17 protein-coding genes are annotated in these 18,698 nt (G+C 68.2%); 3 read left to right on the forward strand and 14 right to left on the reverse strand.

The window, feature by feature from the left end; all coding sequences use genetic code 11:
- The 4 genes from N5K27_RS10160 to N5K27_RS10175 form a co-directional block, all read right to left on the reverse strand.
- A complete protein-coding gene (locus N5K27_RS10160; protein ID WP_087839975.1) occupies positions 1 to 624 on the reverse strand; it encodes a TRAP transporter small permease subunit in 624 nt (207 codons plus the stop codon).
- Between the two features lie 109 nt (positions 625 to 733).
- Positions 734 to 1,822, reverse strand: a complete 1,089-nt coding sequence (locus N5K27_RS10165; protein WP_087839976.1) for a TRAP transporter substrate-binding protein — start codon at positions 1,820 to 1,822, stop codon at positions 734 to 736.
- Positions 1,823 to 2,011: 189 nt separating this feature from the next.
- Complete coding sequence (locus N5K27_RS10170; RefSeq protein ID WP_132979205.1) at positions 2,012 to 2,986, reverse strand: tripartite tricarboxylate transporter substrate binding protein; 975 nt, start codon at positions 2,984 to 2,986, stop codon at positions 2,012 to 2,014.
- A gap of 85 nt (positions 2,987 to 3,071) precedes the next feature.
- On the reverse strand, positions 3,072 to 3,986 hold the full coding sequence (locus tag N5K27_RS10175) for a ferritin-like domain-containing protein (protein WP_087839978.1): 915 nt from the start codon (positions 3,984 to 3,986) through the stop codon (positions 3,072 to 3,074).
- A gap of 174 nt (positions 3,987 to 4,160) precedes the next feature.
- On the opposite strand from N5K27_RS10175, the gene N5K27_RS10180 reads away from it, so the two are divergent.
- From N5K27_RS10180 to N5K27_RS10190, 3 genes are read left to right on the forward strand one after another with little or no spacing between them, the layout of a single operon-like run.
- On the forward strand, positions 4,161 to 4,541 hold the full coding sequence (locus tag N5K27_RS10180; protein WP_087839979.1) for a RidA family protein: 381 nt from the start codon (positions 4,161 to 4,163) through the stop codon (positions 4,539 to 4,541).
- A 35-nt stretch (positions 4,542 to 4,576) separates the two neighbouring features.
- Positions 4,577 to 5,284 (forward strand): TetR/AcrR family transcriptional regulator, encoded by a 708-nt coding sequence (locus N5K27_RS10185; protein WP_132979204.1) that lies wholly within the window; start codon positions 4,577 to 4,579, stop codon positions 5,282 to 5,284.
- On the forward strand, positions 5,281 to 6,225 hold the full coding sequence (locus N5K27_RS10190) for an alpha/beta hydrolase (RefSeq protein ID WP_279816165.1): 945 nt from the start codon (positions 5,281 to 5,283) through the stop codon (positions 6,223 to 6,225). The genes N5K27_RS10185 and N5K27_RS10190 overlap by 4 nt, the downstream gene beginning before the upstream one ends.
- On the opposite strand, the gene N5K27_RS10195 is transcribed toward N5K27_RS10190, so the two are convergent.
- The 10 genes from N5K27_RS10195 to N5K27_RS10240 all read right to left on the reverse strand — a co-directional run bounded on the left by N5K27_RS10195 (position 6,108) and on the right by N5K27_RS10240 (position 18,691).
- Positions 6,108 to 7,520, reverse strand: a complete 1,413-nt coding sequence (locus tag N5K27_RS10195; RefSeq protein WP_087839982.1) for an MATE family efflux transporter — start codon at positions 7,518 to 7,520, stop codon at positions 6,108 to 6,110. The genes N5K27_RS10190 and N5K27_RS10195 overlap by 118 nt on opposite strands.
- A 13-nt stretch (positions 7,521 to 7,533) precedes the next feature.
- Positions 7,534 to 8,832, reverse strand: coding sequence for an MFS transporter (locus tag N5K27_RS10200; RefSeq protein WP_087839983.1), 1,299 nt, complete (start codon positions 8,830 to 8,832; stop codon positions 7,534 to 7,536).
- A gap of 12 nt (positions 8,833 to 8,844) precedes the next feature.
- Positions 8,845 to 9,450 carry a TetR family transcriptional regulator gene (locus N5K27_RS10205; protein ID WP_087839984.1) on the reverse strand — a complete coding sequence of 202 codons (606 nt, stop codon included), beginning with the start codon at positions 9,448 to 9,450 and terminating at the stop codon, positions 8,845 to 8,847.
- 68 nt (positions 9,451 to 9,518) lie between these two features.
- Complete coding sequence (locus tag N5K27_RS10210) at positions 9,519 to 12,662, reverse strand: CusA/CzcA family heavy metal efflux RND transporter (protein WP_279816171.1); 3,144 nt, start codon at positions 12,660 to 12,662, stop codon at positions 9,519 to 9,521.
- Between the two features lie 23 nt (positions 12,663 to 12,685).
- Positions 12,686 to 13,879 (reverse strand): efflux RND transporter periplasmic adaptor subunit, encoded by a 1,194-nt coding sequence (locus N5K27_RS10215; RefSeq protein WP_279816173.1) that lies wholly within the window; start codon positions 13,877 to 13,879, stop codon positions 12,686 to 12,688.
- 12 nt (positions 13,880 to 13,891) lie between these two features.
- Entirely contained in the window at positions 13,892 to 15,001 is a 1,110-nt protein-coding gene (locus tag N5K27_RS10220; RefSeq protein ID WP_347944597.1) for a TolC family protein, read from the reverse strand.
- A gap of 220 nt (positions 15,002 to 15,221) precedes the next feature.
- Positions 15,222 to 15,566, reverse strand: a complete 345-nt coding sequence (gene czcI / locus N5K27_RS10225; protein ID WP_087837435.1) for a cation efflux protein, CzcI family — start codon at positions 15,564 to 15,566, stop codon at positions 15,222 to 15,224.
- A 101-nt stretch (positions 15,567 to 15,667) separates the two neighbouring features.
- Positions 15,668 to 16,090 (reverse strand): hypothetical protein, encoded by a 423-nt coding sequence (locus N5K27_RS10230; RefSeq protein WP_132979199.1) that lies wholly within the window; start codon positions 16,088 to 16,090, stop codon positions 15,668 to 15,670.
- Between the two features lie 99 nt (positions 16,091 to 16,189).
- A complete protein-coding gene (locus N5K27_RS10235) occupies positions 16,190 to 17,032 on the reverse strand; it encodes an amidohydrolase family protein (RefSeq protein WP_087837437.1) in 843 nt (280 codons plus the stop codon).
- An 18-nt stretch (positions 17,033 to 17,050) separates the two neighbouring features.
- Positions 17,051 to 18,691 (reverse strand): AMP-binding protein, encoded by a 1,641-nt coding sequence (locus tag N5K27_RS10240; protein ID WP_279816178.1) that lies wholly within the window; start codon positions 18,689 to 18,691, stop codon positions 17,051 to 17,053.
- Positions 18,692 to 18,698 lie beyond the last annotated feature (7 nt).

Raw genomic sequence — 18,698 nt, forward strand, 5'->3', positions numbered from 1 at the left:
TCATCGGCCTCCCTGCGTGCTGCCGTGGGCGGCGGCCTCGCGGGCCTGCGCCTCGCGGGCGATTTCCTCGGCCAGCTCCTCCTCGGCGCTCTTGCCCCGGTCCCGCTCCCGCGGATCGGGCCCCTTGCCCATCAGGAAGGCCACGCACTTGATCAGGTGCGAGAGGCCGGCCAGCACCAGCAGGCAGAAGCCGACGGGGATCAGGAGCTTGACGGGCCAGCGCACCAGCCCGCCGGGGTTGGAAGACTGCTCGTCGGTCACGAAGGAATCGACGAACACGGGCCAGGACAGCCACATGATCAGCACGCAGGCCGGCAGGAGGAAGAACACGACGCCCAGGACCTCTATCCAGATCTGCGTACGCTGCGACAGCTTCTGCGCGACGATGTCCACGCGCACGTGTTCGTTCTTCAACAGGGTATAGCCCGCGGCCAGCAGGAAGATGGCGCCGAATAGGTACCACTGCAGTTCGAGCCAGGCGTTGGAGCTGGTGTGGAAGACCTTGCGCACGACGGCGTTGCCCGCGCTGACGACCACCACCACCAGGGTCAGCCAGGTGACGGCCTTGCCGACCAGCAGGTTCAGCCTGTCGACCAGGCGGGAGAAAGCAAGGAGAGCATTCATGGTTGTAGACCGATGCTGAACGAAAAACGCCTGGCGCGTGGCCAGGCGAGCGATTCATGCTTCCTGTGCGTGGCGGGGAACCGGGTAGGTAGCGCCACGCTGGGGCCTGTCACTTGCGGATGGTGGACATGTAGCCGTCGAAGTTGCCTTCGGCCACCCGGAACCATGGCAGCACGTTGCCGCGGAAGGCGACCATGCTGTCATAGACCTTCTTGAACTCGGGGCTCTTGGCGCTCATCTCGGCGTATACCTTGTTGGCCTCGGCATAGCAGGCGTCCATGACCGACTTCGGAAAGGCCCGCAACTGCGCCCCCTGCGAGATCAGCCGGCGCAGCGCCGCGGGATTCTCGGCGTCGTACTTGGCGATCATGTCGTTGGTGGCGGCCGCGCACGCCTGTTCCAGCACGGCCTGGTACTGCTTGGGCAGCTTGTTGTAGGCGTCCTGGTTCACGTACAGCGACACCTGCAGCGTGCCTTCCCACCAGCCCGGGTAGTAGTAGTTCTTGGCGACCTTGTGGAAGCCCAACTTTTCGTCGTCGTACGGACCGATCCACTCGGCCGCGTCGATGGTGCCCTTCTCCAGCGCCGGGTAGATGTCACCGCCGGCGATCTGCTGCGGCACCACTCCCAGGCGGGACAACACCGCGCCGGCGAACGCGCTGACGCGGAACTTCAGGCCCTTCAGGTCCTCGACCGACTTGATCTCCTTGCGGAACCAGCCGCCCATCTGGGTGCCGGTATAGCCGCAGGGGAAATTGACGACGTTGTACTTCTTGAACACCTCGCGCAACAGCTTGAGGCCGTCGCCGTGGCGCATCCAGGCGTTCATCTGGCGCGTGTTGAGCCCGAAGGGCACCGCCGCGTCGAAGCTGAGCGTGGGGTCCTTGCCGTAGTAGTAATAGGAGGCGCTGTGCCCGCATTCGATGGTGCCGTTCTGCACGCTGTCGAGCACTTGCAGCGCGGGCACGATCTCCCCGGCGGGAAAGGCGCGGATCGTGAACTTCCCGCCGGTGGCCTCGGATACATACTTGGCCACGGCTTCGCCACCGCTGTAGATGGCATCGGCGCTGCGGGGAAAGCTGGAGGCGAGGCGCCAGGTGACGGTAGGCGCGTCCTGGGCGAATACGGGTGCTGCCAACGTCACGCCGCCGGCGGCGGCGCCCACGGTTGCCTTGGTCAGAAAGGAACGGCGGTGCATGTGCGGGTCTCCCGGGTGGTTGTAACCGACGGGCGGCACCGGTCCTGTCAAAGGGCGTCACGAGACTGCAACCGGTGCAAAACAAGTGCCACCCATAGGTAGGGCAAATACATGATAACGGGACGCTCGAGCACTGCGTTCCTAAGGGAAACCCTGATCCCCAAAACGGGAATTGACATGAAACCACCATCAGTCCGTGCCTATCCTGGCCTCCCGGACAACCCGCTTCCACTTGGCCAGCTCGGATCGCAGCAGCTCTCCCAGCTGCTCCGGCGTGCTGGGTTCGGCCAGGGCCCCCAGCGAGGCGAACTGCTGCTGGACCTCGGGCAACCGGAGGATGGCGGCGATCTCGTCGTGCAGGCGCGCGACGATCGCGGGCGGCATGCCCGCCGGGCCGAACACCCCGGTCCAGACATCGACCTCTCCCTCGGGCAGCCCCAGCTCGCGCAAGGTGGGAACGTCCGGCAGCAGCGGGCTGCGCCGGGCACTGGTGATGGCAAGCGGACGCACCTTGCCCAGCCTGGCCTGGGGCGCCGAGGTCAACACCAGGTCGAACATGGCGTCGACGTGCCCCCCAAGCAGGTCGTTCAAGGCCGGAGCGCTGCTCTTGTAAGGGACGTGCAGCAGCGGAATGCGCGCGGCGCTCTTGAGCAGTTCCCCCGCCAGGTGGTTGGACGTTCCCGCCCCGGCCGACGCATAGGTGATGGGCTGGGCGCGCGTCTTCGCCAGCGCCAGGAACTGCGAAAAGTCGGCCGCCGGCAGCGACGGATGGACCACCAGCACCAGGGGCAGCGAATTCACCAGGGAAATGGGCGTGAAGTCCTTGACCGGATCGAAGTCGACCCGGTTGATGAGCGGGTTCATGACCTGGGAACTGACGCCGCCGTACAGGATGGTATAGCCATCCGGCGCCGCCATCGCGGCATGCTTGACGCCGATCGCCGTGCTGGCCCCCGGCCGGTTCTCCACGATCACGGGTTGGCCCAGCCGCTGTCCGAGCTTCTGGGCCAGCGCCCGCGTGAGCACGTCTGCGGTGCCGCCCGGCGCAAACGGCACGATGAAGCGGATCGGCCTGTCGGGATAGGACTGCGCCCGTGCGCCGGGCAAGGCCATACAGGTGAGCGAAATCCCGATTGCCGCTTGCATGCATAGAGTGCGAATCATGGTCGTATCCTCGGCTGCCGTTGGACGGCGCGCAAGACGTCGGCATCGCCGGCCGGTCGCCCCTTGCGAAGCCGGCCGGCACGGTTCACAGCGTGTATTCGGGCAGGTCTATGCCCAGTTGAGCCGCCTTGCTCCTGATCTCGGCCAACGTGGACACGAAGGCCTCGTGCTCGATTTCCGGGGGCGCCGCTCCCAGGCCGGCCTTGGCCACGACGAGGTCGAGCCGGGCGAACAGATCCTGCTCTTCGTTGACGTTGGACGACGAGTGGAACCCGCCCAGTTCGATGTTCTCGATGACGTCGATCATGGCCGTCCTCACATTCTCGCGGACTTCGTCCGAAACCTGCGGCAGGCGATACGCCAGGTATTCCCAACCCATGCCGATGTGACGGACCTCGTCGGCCAGGATCCGGCCCAGGACGGCCCGCGCGACGGGATCGGTGGTGTGGTGATAGCGGACGCGGAATATCTCGACCGCGAAGTACTCGCTGACGCAATGCCAGCAGGCCAGCACGGCCTCGGGGGTGTAGTCCGGGTTCATGCCGCGCTCGCGCAGGCCCGCCACCAGACGCTTGCGCGGCGCGCCTTCCGGCGGTTCGGGCAGGTAGCCGCCCAGTTTCTCCGCCATCAGGTACGAGGCCTCGATGTGCTTGGCCTCGTCCATGAACTTGGTCGCCAGGGCCAGCTTGATCATGCCCGGCCGGCCGCCCTCGAAGGCGAACCGCAGCAGCACGGTGGGCGATTCAGCCAGGCCGGTGTATTCGCTCCAGGCGCGCCGGCTCCAGAACACCCGGGCGGCATACAGCTCCTCCGGGGTGTACTTGCCCAGGTCCAGCTGGCTCCAGGGGATGTCCGTGACCGGATCCCAGTTCGATCCCTTGGCGACGGTCCAGATACGTTCGACGCGGGGCAATGCCTCCCCCAGGTTCAGCGGAAACCGCTGCTCGCGTATTCCGGGAAAGCCGGTGACGGGAATGAAAGACGACGGCTGTGCGGACATCTCGGCTCCTTGTGATTCCGTTTTCCTTAACTAACCAACTGATTAGTTAATAGTCTAGAAATCCCGGGCAAGGCATGTCAAGAAGATTCTTTCCGCAATGGTCTTTGACATGATCGATAGCCGATGCTTAGAATTAACCAACCAGATAGTTACTTATAGAACAGGGAGACCGGCATGATCACCAAGACACCCCTGGGGCCCTCGGGCCGCCCCTACTCCCAGGCGCTGGAGGTGGCCGGCGGCAAACGCATGGTCTTCGTATCGGGCCAACTGGCGCGAACCGACCCGGAACATGCCCGCCATGCGGGCGACCTTGGCCGGCAGGCGCGGGAAATCTTCGCCAACATGGATGCGCTGCTGCGCGAGGCGGGCGGGTCGCTGGCCGATGTGGTCAAGATCACGGCCTTCCTCACGACGCTGGACGGCTACGCGGACTATTCCGCGATACGCCGCGAAGTCTTCACGGACCCGCTGCCCGCCAGTTCCACGGTGCAGGTCTCGTCCCTGGTTACGCCGGGATGCCTGATCGAGATCGAAGCCATCGCGATACTATGAACGGCATTGGCCGCCCCCTTCGTAAAGAATCCTCCATGGCATCACGCACTTCGTCACTCCGCCCGAGGGCTACCCCCACCCCGCGCAAGGCCGTGCGCGACAGCGTCGCCACCCGCAGCGCGATACTCGACTCGGCCGAGAAGATCTTCGCCCGCGACGGGCTGCGCAGCACCCGCACCGAGGAAATCGCCGCGGGCAGCGGCGTCACCAAGGCGATGATCCACTATTACTTCGACACCAAGGAAGCCCTGTACCAGGCGGTGCTCGACCGCGTGTTCCAGGACCGCGAACAGGGTATGGACTTCAATTCCCTGCGCAAGCTTCCGCCGGTCGACGCGCTGCATGCCTTCGTCGAAAGGCTGCTGCAGCAGATGGTCGCCAAACCCCATCTCGGACCGTTGTTCGCGCTGGAGAACATCCAGAACGATGGCGCGTTCTACAACCGCAACGGCGGCAAGCTGTACCGGACGCTGGCCGACATCCTCGAGCGCGGCGTGGCGGACGGCTCGTTCCGGCAGCAGGACCCCGGCCATGCGGCCGTCAATATCATGGGCGCATGCGTACACTTCTTCAACGTGTCCTCGAACATCCGGACCCTGTGGCCCAAGGACAAGGCCGACTCCACCGCATCGATGATCAGCCACTGGCGGGCCGTGGTCGAGTTCGTCATGTGCGCGGTGCTGGCCCCGTCGTCGAGCCCGCGCGCCAGGACGCCCCGCCAGCCGCGGCTGGCCGCCCTATGAACGCGGCTCGAACGGTGGACGCGCTGCTGGCGCGCATCGGCCCGGCCTGGGGCGACGATATCCGGACGCATCGGGACCTGGTGCTGGATGCCTACACCTCCTTGCTGGACACGACGTCCGCCGCGGGCCCTGCCTGCACGCGCAACGTCGCCTACGGGCCCGACCCGCGCCACGTCCTGGATATCTATCGCGATCCCGCCCTAGCCGGTCCCCTGCCTGTCGTCGTGTTCATGCATGGCGGCGCCTACGTGCGGGGAGACAAGGACGTCACCTCGCGTGTCTACGCGAATGTACCCACCTGGTTCGCCCGGCAAGGCTACCTGGGCGTCAACCTGGAATACCGGCTCGCGCCCGGCGCGCCCTATCCCGGAGGGGCCGAAGACCTGGGACGCGCGCTGGCGTGGATGGAAGAGAACATCGGCTCCCACGGCGGCGATCCGGGCAGGATGGTCGCGATCGGACACAGCGCGGGCGGCACCCACGTCGCCCACCATGCCCTGGACCCGCAGTTGCCCTATCGGGGCAAGGGACTGCGGGCGGCGGCCATCCTGTCCGGCCGGCTGCGCGCCGATGCGCTGGCGGCCAACCCCAACGCCGCCGGGGTGCGAGCGTACTTCGGCAACGACGAGAGCCGGTACGAAGCGCTGTCGCCGGTCAGCATGGTGACGCCGGACTCCCTCCCGCTTTTCGTGGCGATCGCCGAGTACGAGAACCCGCTGCTGGACGTCTACGGCGCGGAATTCTTCCACCGCCTGCGCGCCCGCGGACACCGGGCGAACCAGTTCCTCATGCTGCCTCGCCACAACCACATGTCCATCATGGCTCACTTCGATACGGGCGAGGACTTCCTGGGGCGCCAGCTTTGCGATTTCTTCGAGCGATACGGCGCCCCGCCAAACCATGCGCCACGCGCGATGGCGCCCGCATTGATGGCGCCGTAGACCACCAGCGCCAGCGCCTGGGCCGCGAAAACTCCCGCCAGCCCCAGCCCCGCCGCGATCGCGGCCATCCCGCCGGTTGCGCTCAGGATCAGGCGCACGACGCTGCCGGTCACCGGCCACAGCAGCCGCCCCGCGCCCTGCGATGCGAAGTAGAGCGCCAGCCCCGCGCCGAAGAATCCGTAGGCGGGCCCCACGATGCGCAGATAGAGCGATCCGGTGGCCAGCATGTCGGGCTCGCTGCCGAACATCGACAGCCAGGCATGGGGGAAACAAGCGGCCGCCAGGCCTATGGCCTCCGCCACGACGAAGGCGCATCCCGCGCCGACCCAGGCGATGCGCAGCGCCCGGTCGTGCCGGCCCGCCCCCATCGCCGCGCCGACCATGGCGACCATGGGGCCGCCCAGGCCGAACACCAGGGGCACGAGCAGGTATTCCAGGCGCGAACCGGTGCCGTAGCCCGCGATGGCGGCCGGGCCGAAATGGCCGGTCAGCGCGGTGGCGATGCTGATGGCGATGTTGATCGCCACCGTGGAAACCGCGGCGACCAGTCCCACGCGAAGGATGTCGCGGAAAAGCGGCCAGCGCAGCGCCCAGCCCTTCCAGGTCAGGCGGACGATGCCGCGGCCCGAACAAAGAAAGGCCAGCAGCGCGGCGCTGCCCGCGGCATAGTAGACCAGCAGCGCGATGGCCCCGCCGGCCACGCCCAGGCCCGGCAGCGGTCCCCAGCCGAAGATGAGCAGGGGCGACAGCGGCACCAGCATGGCTGTCCCCGCGCAGGTGACCGCCGCGGGCAGGTTCATGTTGCCAGTGCCGCGCACGACCGACGCCAGCGAATTGAACAGCCACACCAGCGCCGACGCGCCGAAGATCCAGCGCGAATACTCCAGCGCCGCCTCGAGCGAACCGCCCGAGCCGCCCATGCGCCCGTACAGCCAACGGCCGCCCGCCAGCCCGGCCACCGTAAAGAACAGGCTGAACAGCAATCCGACCACGATCGCGTGGTGGACCAGCGAATCGGCGTCCTCGCGCCGGCCGCTTCCCAGCGCCCGGGCGATCGACGAGGAAATGCCGCCTCCCACCGCGCCGCCGGACAGCATCTGCATCAACATGACGGTCGGGAACACCAGGGCCACGCCGGCCAGCGCGTCGGTGCCGAGCCTGCCGACGAAATAGGTCTCGATGATGCCCGCGCTGGCCTGGGCGGCCAGCACCAGCGTGTTGGGCACCGCCAGCCGCAGCAGCGTGGGGACGATGGGAGCCTCGATGAGGCGGCGCGTGCGCGGATCGATGGACATGCGGCCGGCTCCGTCAGGCGGACCGCGCAGCGGCGGGCGCGGGCACGGGCGCCCGCCGGCGAATCAGGAAAACGACCAGCGCGGCCACCAGGCACGCCGCGCCCGCGGCATACAAGGCCGGCGTGTAGGTCAGCATCTGCGTGCGGACCAGCCCCGCGCCGTACGCGGCGATCGCGCCGCCGATCTGGTGGCCGGCGAACACCCAGCCGAACACCATGCCCGCCTTCTCCTTGCCGAATTCGGCCGCCGCCAGCTTGACCGTGGGCGGCACGGTGGCGATCCAGTCCAGGCCGTAGAACATCGCGAACAGCGACAGCCCATACAGCGTGAACTCCGAATGCGGCAGCCAGAACAGCGACAGGCCGCGCAGGCCGTAGTACCAGAACAGCAGCTTGCGATTGTCGTAGCGGTCGGACAGCCAGCCCGAGAGGATGGTGCCCACGAAGTCGAACGCCCCCATCATCGCCAGCACCGAGGCGGCCGGCAGCGCGGCCAGTCCGAAGTCGCCGCACAACGAGATGAAATGAGTCTGGATGAGGCCGTTGGTGCTCAGGCCGCAGACGAAGAAAGTGCCGAACAATACCCAGAACGTCCGGTTGCCGGAGACGGCGCGCAGCACCTGAAGAGGAGCCAGGAACGAGGGACGCGCCGTGGCGGGCGGCGCCGCCGCGGCGTGGGGATCGGCGCCATAGGGCGCGAGGCCGAGATCCTGCGGACGATCGCGCGCCAGCAGGAACGCCAGCAGCGCCACGGCCAGACAGCACGCCACCACCGGCGCCACCGCCATGCGCCAGCCGACATGTTCGATCAGCCAGGCCGCGGCCGGCAGGAACACGAGCTGCCCCGTGGCCGCGCTGGCCGTCAGCATACCCAGCACCAGTCCGCGACGCTGGTCGAACCAGCGCGTGGCGACCACCGCCCCCAGCACCACGGCCGTCAGGCCGGTGCCGAACCCCAGCAGCAACCCCCACAAGGCGACCAGGTGCCAGACCTCGGACATGCGCGTGGCCAGCAGCAGTCCGAAGGCCACCAGGACCATGGCCGTGCACATGATGCGGCGCAGCCCGTAACGTTCCATCAGGATGGCCGAGAACGGCCCCATCAGGCCGAACAGCGCGAACCGCACGGCCAGGGCCGACGAGATCTGGTCGACGTTCCAGCCGAACTCGCGGGACAGCGGTTGCAGGAAAGCGCCGGGCAGGCCCAGCGCGGCCGACGACGACAACATGGTCAGGAAGGCCAGCGCCACCATGACCCAGGAAAAATGGATGCCTCGCCGGGCCAGCCAGCGCGATACGGGATGGGCGAACACGATGCGGTCCTGTCAGGGCGTGGGAGAGGTATCGTCCGCGGGCAGCAGATGCCTGCGGGCCGCGTCCAGGATCTGGTCGGAAATGGGGTCGGCCGCCGTGGCCCGCGCCATCAGCAGCGCGCCCACCATGAGAGACAGTTCGACCAGCGCGCGCTCGCGGTCGGCCGCGGCATCACCACTGCCGTACAGCGCGGCCAGCGAGGAAACCAGCCCCTGGATGCCGTCGACATAGCTCCGGCGCACCGGCTTGTCGGCGGATTCCCGGGCCACGTCCACCGCCAGCGAAGCCGCCGGGCAACTGCTGCCGGCGTTGTCGCGTGCCCGCGGCGACAGGTAGGCTTCGACGATGACGCGCAGCGCCGCGGATGCGTCGGCCATGCCCGCTGTCCGTTCCCGCCAGCGTTCCCGCGACGCGGCGAAGGCCTTGGCGCAAGCGGCTGCGGCCAGCGCGTCCTTGGATTCGAAGTGCCCGTAGAAGCCGCCGTGGGTCAGCCCGGCCGCCGCCATGAGGTCGGCCACGCTGACTCCCTTGATGCCTTGTTCCCGGATCAGCCGCGCCGAGGCTTCCTCGATGGCGGCGCGGTTCTTCTCGGCCTGCTGTCGCGATACGCGGGGCATGTCGCCCTCCTGTGCATGAAGGGCGAATAATAAATGATGACTATAATTTATTCAATAGATGTCATTCATCATCTATTCTCCTCTCCATGCGCCTGGCGTCGGTAGGCCAGCCGGTACAGCGTGGGCAGAACCAGCAGGGTCAGGGCGGTGGACGAAATGATGCCGCCTATGACCACCGTCGCCAGGGGCCGCTGCACCTCCGCGCCAGTGCCGGTCGCCAGCGCCATGGGCACGAAGCCCAGCGATGCGACCAGCGCGGTCATCAGCACTGGCCGCAGCCGCGTGGCGGCGCCCAGGCGGACCGCCTCGTCCAGCGGATGGCCTTCCGCCCTGAGCGACCGGATGAAGGACAGCATCACCAGCCCGTTCAGCACCGCCACGCCCGAGAGCGCGATGAAGCCCACGGCCGCGGAAATGGACAGCGGGATGCCTCGCAGCCACAGGGCCAGCATGCCCCCGGTCAGCGCGAAGGGGATCCCGGTGAACACGATCAAGCCGTCGCGCAGGTTGCCGAACATGGCGAACAGCAGCGCGAACACCAGCAGCAGCGAGATCGGCACGACCCATTGCAGGCGCTCGGTGGCGGACTGCAACTGCTCGAACGTGCCTCCCCACGCCGTCCAGTAGCCGGGCGGGATGCGCACCGACGCCTCGATGCTGTTCTGGGCATCCGACACGAAGGAGCCCAGGTCGCGGCCACGCACGTTGGCGCTGACCACGATGCGCCGCTTGCCGTCCTCGCGGCTGATCTGGTTGGGACCGGGCGCCAGTTCGAAACGGGCCAGCTCGGCCAGCGGCACGAAGGCCACGCGGGCCTGGCCCTCGCCCCGGGGCAACGCCACCGGCAGTCGCTTGAGCGCCTCGATGTCGCCCCGCACGTTGTCGGGCAGCCGCACCAGGATGTCGAACCGCCGGTCGCCCTGGAAGAAGATGCCCGCCTCGCGCCCGCCCACCGCGGTGGCGATGGTCTCCTGCACCTCGGCCAGGCTCACGCCGTAGCGCGCGGCCTTCTGCCGGTCGACCGCGATGGTCAGCATGGGCAGGCCGGCGGTCTGCTCGGCCTTGACCGCATCGGCGCCCGGCAGGCGCGCCATGACCGCCGCGATCTCGGCCGCCGTGCGTTCCAGCTGTGCCATGTCGTCGCCGAAGATCTTGACGGCGACGTCGCTGCGCACGCCCGAGATCAACTCGTTGAAGCGCATCTGGATGGGCTGCGTGAACTCGTAGTTGTTGCCCGGCACGCCCTCCACCACTTTCCGGATGGCGGCCACCACTTCCTCGTGGGAACGGCGCGGCTGCGGCCAGGCATCCTGCGGCTTGAGCATGACATAGGTGTCGGCGATATTGGGCGGCATGGGATCGGAGGCGATCTCGGCCGTCCCGATCTTGGCGAACACCCGTTCCACCTCGGGCACCTTGGCGACCTGCTTCTCCAGCTCCTCCTGCATCGCGATGGCCTGGGACAGGCTGGTGCCGGGTATGCGCAGCACCTGCACCGCCAGGTCGCCTTCGTCCAGGTTCGGGATGAACTCCGCGCCCAGCCGCGTCGCGACGGCCAGCGCCAGTGCCACGGCCACCGCGCCGAAGGTCAGCACCACCGGCGTGTTGGCCAGCGAGCGGCTCAGCAGCGGCTCGTACAGCCGGCGCGCGGCGGCCATCAGGCGGTTTTCCTTTTCCTGGACGCGGCCGTCCAGCAGCAGCGCCACGGCGGCCGGCACGAAGGTGATCGACAGGATCATCGCGCCCAGCAGCGCCAGCACCACGGTCATCGCCATGGGATGGAACATCTTCCCTTCCACGCCGGTCAGGGCGAAGATCGGCAGGTAGACGATCATGATGATGAGCTGGCCGAAGATCAGCGGCCGCCGCGCCTCCTTCGAGGCCTCGAATACTTCGCCGAAGCGTTCGGCGCGCGTCAGCGCGCGGCCCGCGGCGGCCCGGGCGTGCGCGATCCGCCGCACGCAGTTCTCGACGATGACCACCGCGCCGTCGACGATGATGCCGAAATCCAGCGCCCCCAGGCTCATCAGGTTGGCGCTGACCTTGTAGGACACCATGCCCGTGAAGGTGAACAGCATGGACAGGGGAATGACCATGGCCGTGATGAGCGCCGCCCGGATGTTGCCCAGGAACAGGAACAGCACGACGATGACCAGGATCGCGCCTTCCAGCAGGTTCTTCCTGACGGTGGCGATGGCCTTGTCGACCAGCGTGGTGCGGTCGTAGACCGTCACGGTCTTCACGCCCGGCGGCAGGGTCTTGTTGATGGCCGCGAGCCGTTCGTCCACGGCGCGGGACACGGCGCGGCTGTTCTCGCCGATCAGCATGAACACGGTGCCCAGCACCACTTCCCTGCCGTTCTCGGTGGCGGCGCCGGTGCGCAGCTCGCGGCCCATCTGCACGTCGGCGATGTCCCGCACGCGTATGGGCTGGCCCTGGGCCTGGCTGACGATGACCTCGCGGATGTCCTCCATGGACCCGACCTGCCCGGGCGCGCGCACCAGGTACTGCTCGCCGCCCCGCTCGATGTAGCCGGCGCCGACGTTGACGTTGTTGCGGTCCAGCGCCGTCACCACGTCCGCCAGCGTCAGGCCGTGGGCGGCCATGCGTTCCAGGTTGGGCGCGACGAGATACTCCTTCGCGTAGCCCCCTATGGTGTTGATGTCGGTCACGCCGGGCACCGTCCGCAGTTGCGGGCGTACCACCCAGTCCTGGATCTCGCGCAGGTCCGCCAGCGTGTAGGGGCTGCCGTCCGGCTTGCGCGCGTCCAGCGCGGCCTCGACCGTCCACATGTAGATCTCCCCCAACCCGGTCGAGATCGGCCCCAGCGTCGGCGTGACGCCGGCCGGCAGGGCCTCGCGCGCTTCCTGGATGCGCTGGTTGACCAGTTGGCGGGCGAAGTGGATATCGGTGCCATCGCGGAAGATGACGGTCACCTGGGACAGGCCGTAGCGGGACAGCGACCGGGTCTGCGCAAGGCCGGGCAGTCCCGCCATGGTGGTCTCGACGGGATAGGTGATGCGCTGTTCGGTCTCCAGCGGCGAATAGCCCGGCGCGGACGTGTTGACCTGCACCTGGACGTTGGTGATGTCGGGCACCGCGTCGATGGACAGGCGGGTGAAGTTGTAGAGGCCCAGCGCGGCCATGCCGAACACCGCCAGCATGACCAGCCATCGTTGCTCGATGGCGAACCGGATGATCCGTTCGAACATGAGTGTCTTCCTGTCTGTCCGGTCTAATGGGTATGCTCGGCGCTGGCCTTGCCCAGCTCGGCCTTGAGCGTGAAGGTGTTGGTCTCGGCGTAGCGCGCGCCGGGAGCCAGGCCCTCGAGCACTTCCACCCGCATGCCGTCGCGGCGGCCGGTCTTCACCGGCTGCGCCTTGAAGCCACCGGGCACAACGGTAAACACCACGCTGTCATCGCCCACGGTCTGGATGGCATCGGCGGGCACGGCCAGGGCAACGGCTTCCTCGCCGCGCAGTACCTTGACGGTGATGAAGAGCCCCGGACGCCAGGCCATGCCGGGATTGGCGAGCGTGACGCGGGCGGTGGCCGTGCGGGTCTGCGCGCCCAGCAGCGGACCGACATAGGACACGGTGCCTTCGGCCGTCTCGTTCAGGGCGGAAGAGGAAATGCTGACCTTCTCGCCGACGCGTACCGCCGCCAGGTCCTGCGGGGCGACGATGAACTCGGCCCAGACCGTGCCCAGGTCGGCGATGGTGAACACGGCGGTGGTGTCGCCCACTGCCTCGCCCATGGCCATGTGCTTCTCGACCACCGTGCCGTCGAAGGGCGCGCGCAGCTCGTACTGGTTCAGCGCGGGCGCCTGGCTCGTCGCGCCCACGGCCCGGAGCTTCTGCGCGGCGTTCTGCACCGCGATCCTGGCCTCTTCCCGCGCGGTGCGCGCCTGCAGGTAGTCCTGTTCGGCGGACACCCGCTCCTCCCACAGCTTCTTTTCGCGCGCGAAGGTTTCCTCGGCCAGGTCCTCGCGCTTGCGCGCGGCCAGCAGTTCGCTGCGCAGGTCCGACAGCGACGTGCTGGCGATCACGGCCAGCACCTGGCCCTTGCGGACCTGCTGCCCCAGGTCCGCCGACACACGTTCGACGACGCCTGCCAGCCGCGGCACGACATGGGCCGTGCGGTCCTCGTTGAAGCGTATCTCGCCCGGGAATTCGCGGGTCGGCCGCAGTACGCCGGGGCCGGCCTCGGCCGTGCGTATGCCGGCCGCCTGGACCTGGGCCTCGCTCAGCCTCACCAGGCCGTCCTCGGCATGCTCGTCGGCGGAGGCGCCGGCCGGCGCCTGGCCACCATGGCCGTGGCCGTCGCCCTCGCCATGCGGAGCGGGCCAGAACAGCACGCCTGCCACCGCCAGCGCGCCCGCGATCAGGATGGCCGCCATCGCGGCCTTTTGTTTGCTTGTCGTCGACATGACAGGATTCCTTCAGCGGCCCAGCACGCGATCGATCGCGATGGCGGCCTGGTAGGTGTCGGCCAGCACGGCCAGATAGCGGATGCGGGCCTGGAACAGCGTGCGCTGGGCGTCCAGCACATCCAGGAAGCCGGACTTGCCGGCCTCGAACCCGCGGGTGGCTGCTTCATAGGCCTCGCGAGCGCCGGGCAGCACCGTGCCGCGCAGCGCGTCGGCGCTCTTGCGTGCCAGTTCCAGTTGCGCGGATGCCTGGCGCAGTTCCTGCGCAAGCCTGACTTGCAGGGCACGATGCACGTCGCGCGCCTGGTCGGCCCGCACGGTGGCCTCGTACAGGTTGCCCTGGTTGCGGTCGAACAGCGGCAGCGGAATCGACACCCCCAGCAGGGTCTGGTTGCGCCCCAGTTCGTTGTTGCGCTGCGTGCCTGCCGTCAACCTCACGTCGGGATAGCGCTTGCTGCGCTCGACCCCGACCACGGCGTCGCGGCGTTCGATCTCCAACCGGTGCGCCGCCAGCTCGGGCGCCTGCTCCAGCTCCCGCAACAGCGCATCGACGGGCGCGCGCGCGGGGAGTACGTCCAGGCTGCCCACGGCCTGGCCGAAGCGCGGATCGGGCTCGCCCCACAGCGACCCCAGCGCCCGCCTCGCTTCCTGCAAACGCGCCCGCGCCGCCTCGACCTCGAGGTCGGCGTTGGCCCGCTCGACGCGAGCCCGGGTCTCCTCCAGCGGCGGGACTTTGCCGGCCGCCACCCGCCGGGCCGCGATGTCCGCCGCCCGGGCCGCCACCTGCGCCGACCCGTTGGCCAGCGCCACGCCCTCCTGCGCGATCAGCAGGTCGAAGAAGGCGGCCACCGTGGCCGCGCGCAATTGCGCCCGGGCCCGCGTGAACTCGGCCACCGCCACGGTCTGCGCCCGCTCCGCGGCCAGGATGCGCGCGGAGCGCTTGCCGCCCAACTCGATGGGAATGCCCAGCTCCACGCTGGTGGTGCGCGAATCGCGCCGCGTATCCTCGACGGCGAAAGCGATGTCGGGATTGGGCAGGACGCGCGCCTGGACGACGCCGCCCTGCAAGGCCTCGGCCTCCTTGGCGGCAGCCGCCAGCGCCGGGTTGCCCGCGGCAGCCATGGCCAGCGCGGACTCCAGTGTCAGCGGACCGCCGGCGGCGGGCACCTGATCAAGAACGGGAACGGAAACGGGAACGGGAACGGGCCGCGGCCATCGGGCTGGACAAGGCGGCCGCCAGCCCGAGCGGCCATAGAAGTCTGCGCATCGAATTGCACCAGGGAAACGGTTGCGTGAATTCGGCGAGACGAAAGCAACGAGTGGAACGGCTGCGTCTCGCCGGCTAGACGAGCGCACGCCATTGGGGGCGTTCAGGCAGCGAGACGGGCGCCGCGGCCAGGAAGGCTGGCGACGCGGGAGAAAGGGCGTGGGCGATGCCTGCCTTGGGCAGGTCCGGCGTGCCGGCCAGGACGGCCTGCAGCGCGATCATGTGGCAGACCACACAATCGGGATGCACGGCTTTCTTGGCGTCGCCCTTGTCGCCGGTGTCCTGGTGGACGTGTTCGTGGTGGCCGAAGTGGGCCTGGGCCACCGTGCCGGTTTCGTGCTGGCAATAGGCGGCCGCCGCCGCCCAGGTGAACTGGAACGGCAGGAAGGCGATCATCAGCAGGATGAACAGGCGGCGCATCTGGCCATTGTAGCCTCTGGCGCCGCTGCACGCCTGCGGCCGCTTGTCGCGGGCCGGGCCTGTTCCCGCCGGGAAGAGCCTCGCGCAGGCCGGAAACAGCCCTAGCGCAGCAGCCGGCTGCCGCTGTTGCGCGAGCCGGAACGGTCTCCGGTTCCCTGGGACTGCGTGCCCGTCGAGGAATCGCGCCCGCCGGAACCGGTGGCTCCACGGTTGGGCGGCTGGTTTTGCGCGCCGCCCTGCGTGGTGCTGCCCGGATAGCCGGCCCCATCGGTGCCCTGGCCCTGCTTGCCGGCGGACGAGCCGCTGCTCTGGGCGTTGCCCGACGATCCCGACGGTCCGCTGTTCGCGCTGCCTCGCGTCGGGCTGTCGGAGCTGGACCCGCTGGGCGCATTGCTGCCGCCGCTCTGGCTGCTGCTGCCGCCCTGGCTGCCGCCGGCACCAGGTCCCGCCTGGGCCATGGCCAGCGGCGCCGCCAGGGCCATGCCCATGCAAAGCAGGATCTTTCTCGTAATGGGATGCGTCATGTCGTTCTCCTGAAAGCCCCTTTTCCAGCAGAAAACATGCCCGCCCTTCCTAGGGCCTGTTCACGCTGAAAGGAAGCGTGCACAGGCCGGGAATGGGCGCTAGAGGCCCAGCACGCGCTCCGCATTGGCGTGCATGACTTTCTCCATCACCGCGTCGCTGTAGCCCAGTTCCTCCCACTCCTTGAGAATGCGCGCATAGGGCAGGCTGGGGTAATCGCTGCCGAACATGATCTTGTCCTGCAGACGGCCGCGGATGTCGACCTTGAGGTTGCCCGGGAAGTGCTTGGGCGCCCAACCCGACATCTCCCAATAGACGTTCCCCTTGTGCAGGGCCACGGCGGTGGTCTCGTCCACCCAGGGCCAGCCGGGGTGCGCCATGATGATCTTCAGGTTGGGGAAATCGGCCGCCAGGTCGTCGATGGCGGCAGGATGGGCATGGCGTATGCGCGCGCCCATTCCTCCCGGCAGGCCGGCCCCCATGCCCGTGGTGCCGACGTCTATCATCACGGCCGCGCCCAGCGAGGCGATTTCCTCGAACAACGGGTAGTAGCGCGTGTCGTTGACCGCGAAGTGCTGCATGATGGGGTGGAAGTGAAAACCCATGAAGCCCAGTTCGCGCACCGCGGTTCGGGCCTGGCGTATCGCGATCTCGCCCTTGGCGGGCTCCAGCGCGCCCCAGCACTGGATGATGCGGCCGGGATGGCGTTTCCACATGCCGTGCACGTACTCGTTGGTGCAGGGCGGCGTGGCCACGGTGGTCTCCAGGTCCAGCGCGACCAGGCAGGCATCCACGCCGGCCGCGGCGAACTCGGCCACTACCTCGTCCTCGGGCTTGCCGACCCAGTTCCGCTTCCAGTAGGTGGCCAGGGCCTCGACGTACGGACCCTGGGCGTCGATCCAGGTCTGGGTGCCCGGATAGCAATGCAGATCGATGATGCGCATCTCGCGTCTCTCCTTCGCTCAGGCCGCGGCCGCCCTGGAGGCCACCATCTCGGCCAGGGATTTCTTGGACACCTTGCCGAAGGTGGACACCGGAAAATCGTCCAGCACCTCCAGCCGCTCGGGCAGCTTGAACTTGGCGATCTCGCGCGCCTTCAGGAAATCCACCAGCTCGGGCAGCGTCAGCGATGCGCCCGCCCGCAGCACCACGCACGCGCACATGCGCTCGCCCATGTCGGGGTCCGGCATGGGGACGCAGGCCACGTTCTGCACCGCGGGATGCATGAGTATCAGGTTCTCGATCTCTTCCGCGCTGATCTTCTCGCCGCCGCGGTTGATCAGGTCCTTCTTGCGGCCCTCGACGATGTAGTTGCCCGAGGGGTGCTGGCGCATGAGGTCGCCGGACCGGTAGAAGCCGTCGGGCGTGAACTGCCTCGCGTTGTACTCGGGCACGCCGAAGTAGCCGCGCAGCGTGTAGGGCCCCCGGCAGGACAGCTCGCCCACCTCGCCCGGTCCGACCTCGCGTCCCTCGTCGTCGATCAGCTTGATTTCGTCGTCGGGGCAGACCGGTCGGCCGCACGTTTCCATCATCACGTCCTCGGGATCGTCGTGGCGCACGAACATCAGCACGCCTTCTGACATGCCGAAGTTCTCCTGCACCAGCGCGGACGGAATGAGGCGACGGGTACGCGAGCGAACCTCGGGCTGCATGCGCTGCCCACCGCTCTGGATGAGCCGCAGCGAGGACAGGTCGTGGCGTCCGATGTCCGGATCGTTGATCAGGCGGATCAGCAGCGCCGGCACCACCTTGAGGTGCGTCACGCGGTGCTTCTCGATCAGCGCGAACATCTCGGCCGGACGGGTGTTCGCGTGCAGCACCACCTTGGCGCCGTTCAGCAGGAAGCCCTGTATGCCGGGACACGCCAGCGGCAGGTTGTGCGCGATGGGCAGCACCAGCAGCAGCACGGAACTGCCGTCCACCCGCGTGACCTCCGACGCGACCTTGGAGTTATAGGCGTAGTCGTTGTTGGTGCGCGGGATCAGCTTGGGGATGCCGGTCGTGCCGCCCGACAACTGGAAGATGCAGGGGTCCTCGGGATCGATGCGTATGTCGCGCAAGGCGGCCCGGTCTCCCGGAGCGGGGGTCTCGATCAGTTCGGGCAGCGAGTGCTCTCCCGGGCCCGCCGGGCCCAGCACCAGCCGCAGCCGCAGGCAGTCGTTCTCGTGCTGGATGCGGTCCACCACCGGACCGAAGGCGAAGTCGCCCTGCGACACGGGATAGACGCAGCAGCGCGCCTGCGACAGCCTGACGAACTGGCTGATCTCCTGGTAGCGATGGGTGACCAGCGCGGCGATGGGAATGGCGCCGATCTTCTGCAGCGCGAAATACAGGATCACGAACTCCGCCACGTTAGGCAGCGTGGGCACGACGCGATCCAGCGGCTTGAGCCCGAGCGCCAGCAGGTGCAGCGCCAGGTTGTCGCTCAGCCTGTCCAGGTCGGCGTAGGTATAGCAGCGGTCGCCGTCGACCAGCGCCACCTTTCCCGCATGGCGCGCGAACGCCTGCGCGAATTCCTGCGCCAGAGAACGATCCTGCCAGTAGCCTCGCTCGCGGTAGCGGCGGGCGAACTCGGGCGGAAAAGGAACGAATCCCTCGAGCATGGCGTCT

Source organism: Pigmentiphaga sp. GD03639 (assembly GCF_029845405.1).
Lineage (GTDB): Bacteria > Pseudomonadota > Gammaproteobacteria > Burkholderiales > Burkholderiaceae_B > Pigmentiphaga > Pigmentiphaga daeguensis.

Bases quoted from the DNA above. Each gene is read 5' to 3' on its own strand.
- N5K27_RS10175 (WP_087839978.1), bottom strand. From the start codon at position 3,986: ATGTCCGCACAGCCGTCGTCTTTCATTCCCGTCACCGGCTTTCCCGGA.
- czcI (WP_087837435.1), bottom strand. From the start codon at position 15,566: ATGCGCCGCCTGTTCATCCTGCTGATGATCGCCTTCCTGCCGTTCCAG.
- N5K27_RS10220 (WP_347944597.1), bottom strand. From the start codon at position 15,001: ATGGCTGCCGCGGGCAACCCGGCGCTGGCGGCTGCCGCCAAGGAGGCC.
- N5K27_RS10165 (WP_087839976.1), bottom strand. From the start codon at position 1,822: ATGCACCGCCGTTCCTTTCTGACCAAGGCAACCGTGGGCGCCGCCGCC.
- N5K27_RS10240 (WP_279816178.1), bottom strand. From the start codon at position 18,691: ATGCTCGAGGGATTCGTTCCTTTTCCGCCCGAGTTCGCCCGCCGCTAC.
- N5K27_RS10180 (WP_087839979.1), top strand. From the start codon at position 4,161: ATGATCACCAAGACACCCCTGGGGCCCTCGGGCCGCCCCTACTCCCAG.
- N5K27_RS10205 (WP_087839984.1), bottom strand. From the start codon at position 9,450: ATGCCCCGCGTATCGCGACAGCAGGCCGAGAAGAACCGCGCCGCCATC.
- N5K27_RS10185 (WP_132979204.1), top strand. From the start codon at position 4,577: ATGGCATCACGCACTTCGTCACTCCGCCCGAGGGCTACCCCCACCCCG.
- N5K27_RS10230 (WP_132979199.1), bottom strand. From the start codon at position 16,090: ATGACGCATCCCATTACGAGAAAGATCCTGCTTTGCATGGGCATGGCC.
- N5K27_RS10235 (WP_087837437.1), bottom strand. From the start codon at position 17,032: ATGCGCATCATCGATCTGCATTGCTATCCGGGCACCCAGACCTGGATC.
- N5K27_RS10195 (WP_087839982.1), bottom strand. From the start codon at position 7,520: ATGTCCATCGATCCGCGCACGCGCCGCCTCATCGAGGCTCCCATCGTC.
- N5K27_RS10215 (WP_279816173.1), bottom strand. From the start codon at position 13,879: ATGTCGACGACAAGCAAACAAAAGGCCGCGATGGCGGCCATCCTGATC.
- N5K27_RS10190 (WP_279816165.1), top strand. From the start codon at position 5,281: ATGAACGCGGCTCGAACGGTGGACGCGCTGCTGGCGCGCATCGGCCCG.
- N5K27_RS10160 (WP_087839975.1), bottom strand. From the start codon at position 624: ATGAATGCTCTCCTTGCTTTCTCCCGCCTGGTCGACAGGCTGAACCTG.
- N5K27_RS10170 (WP_132979205.1), bottom strand. From the start codon at position 2,986: ATGATTCGCACTCTATGCATGCAAGCGGCAATCGGGATTTCGCTCACC.
- N5K27_RS10210 (WP_279816171.1), bottom strand. From the start codon at position 12,662: ATGTTCGAACGGATCATCCGGTTCGCCATCGAGCAACGATGGCTGGTC.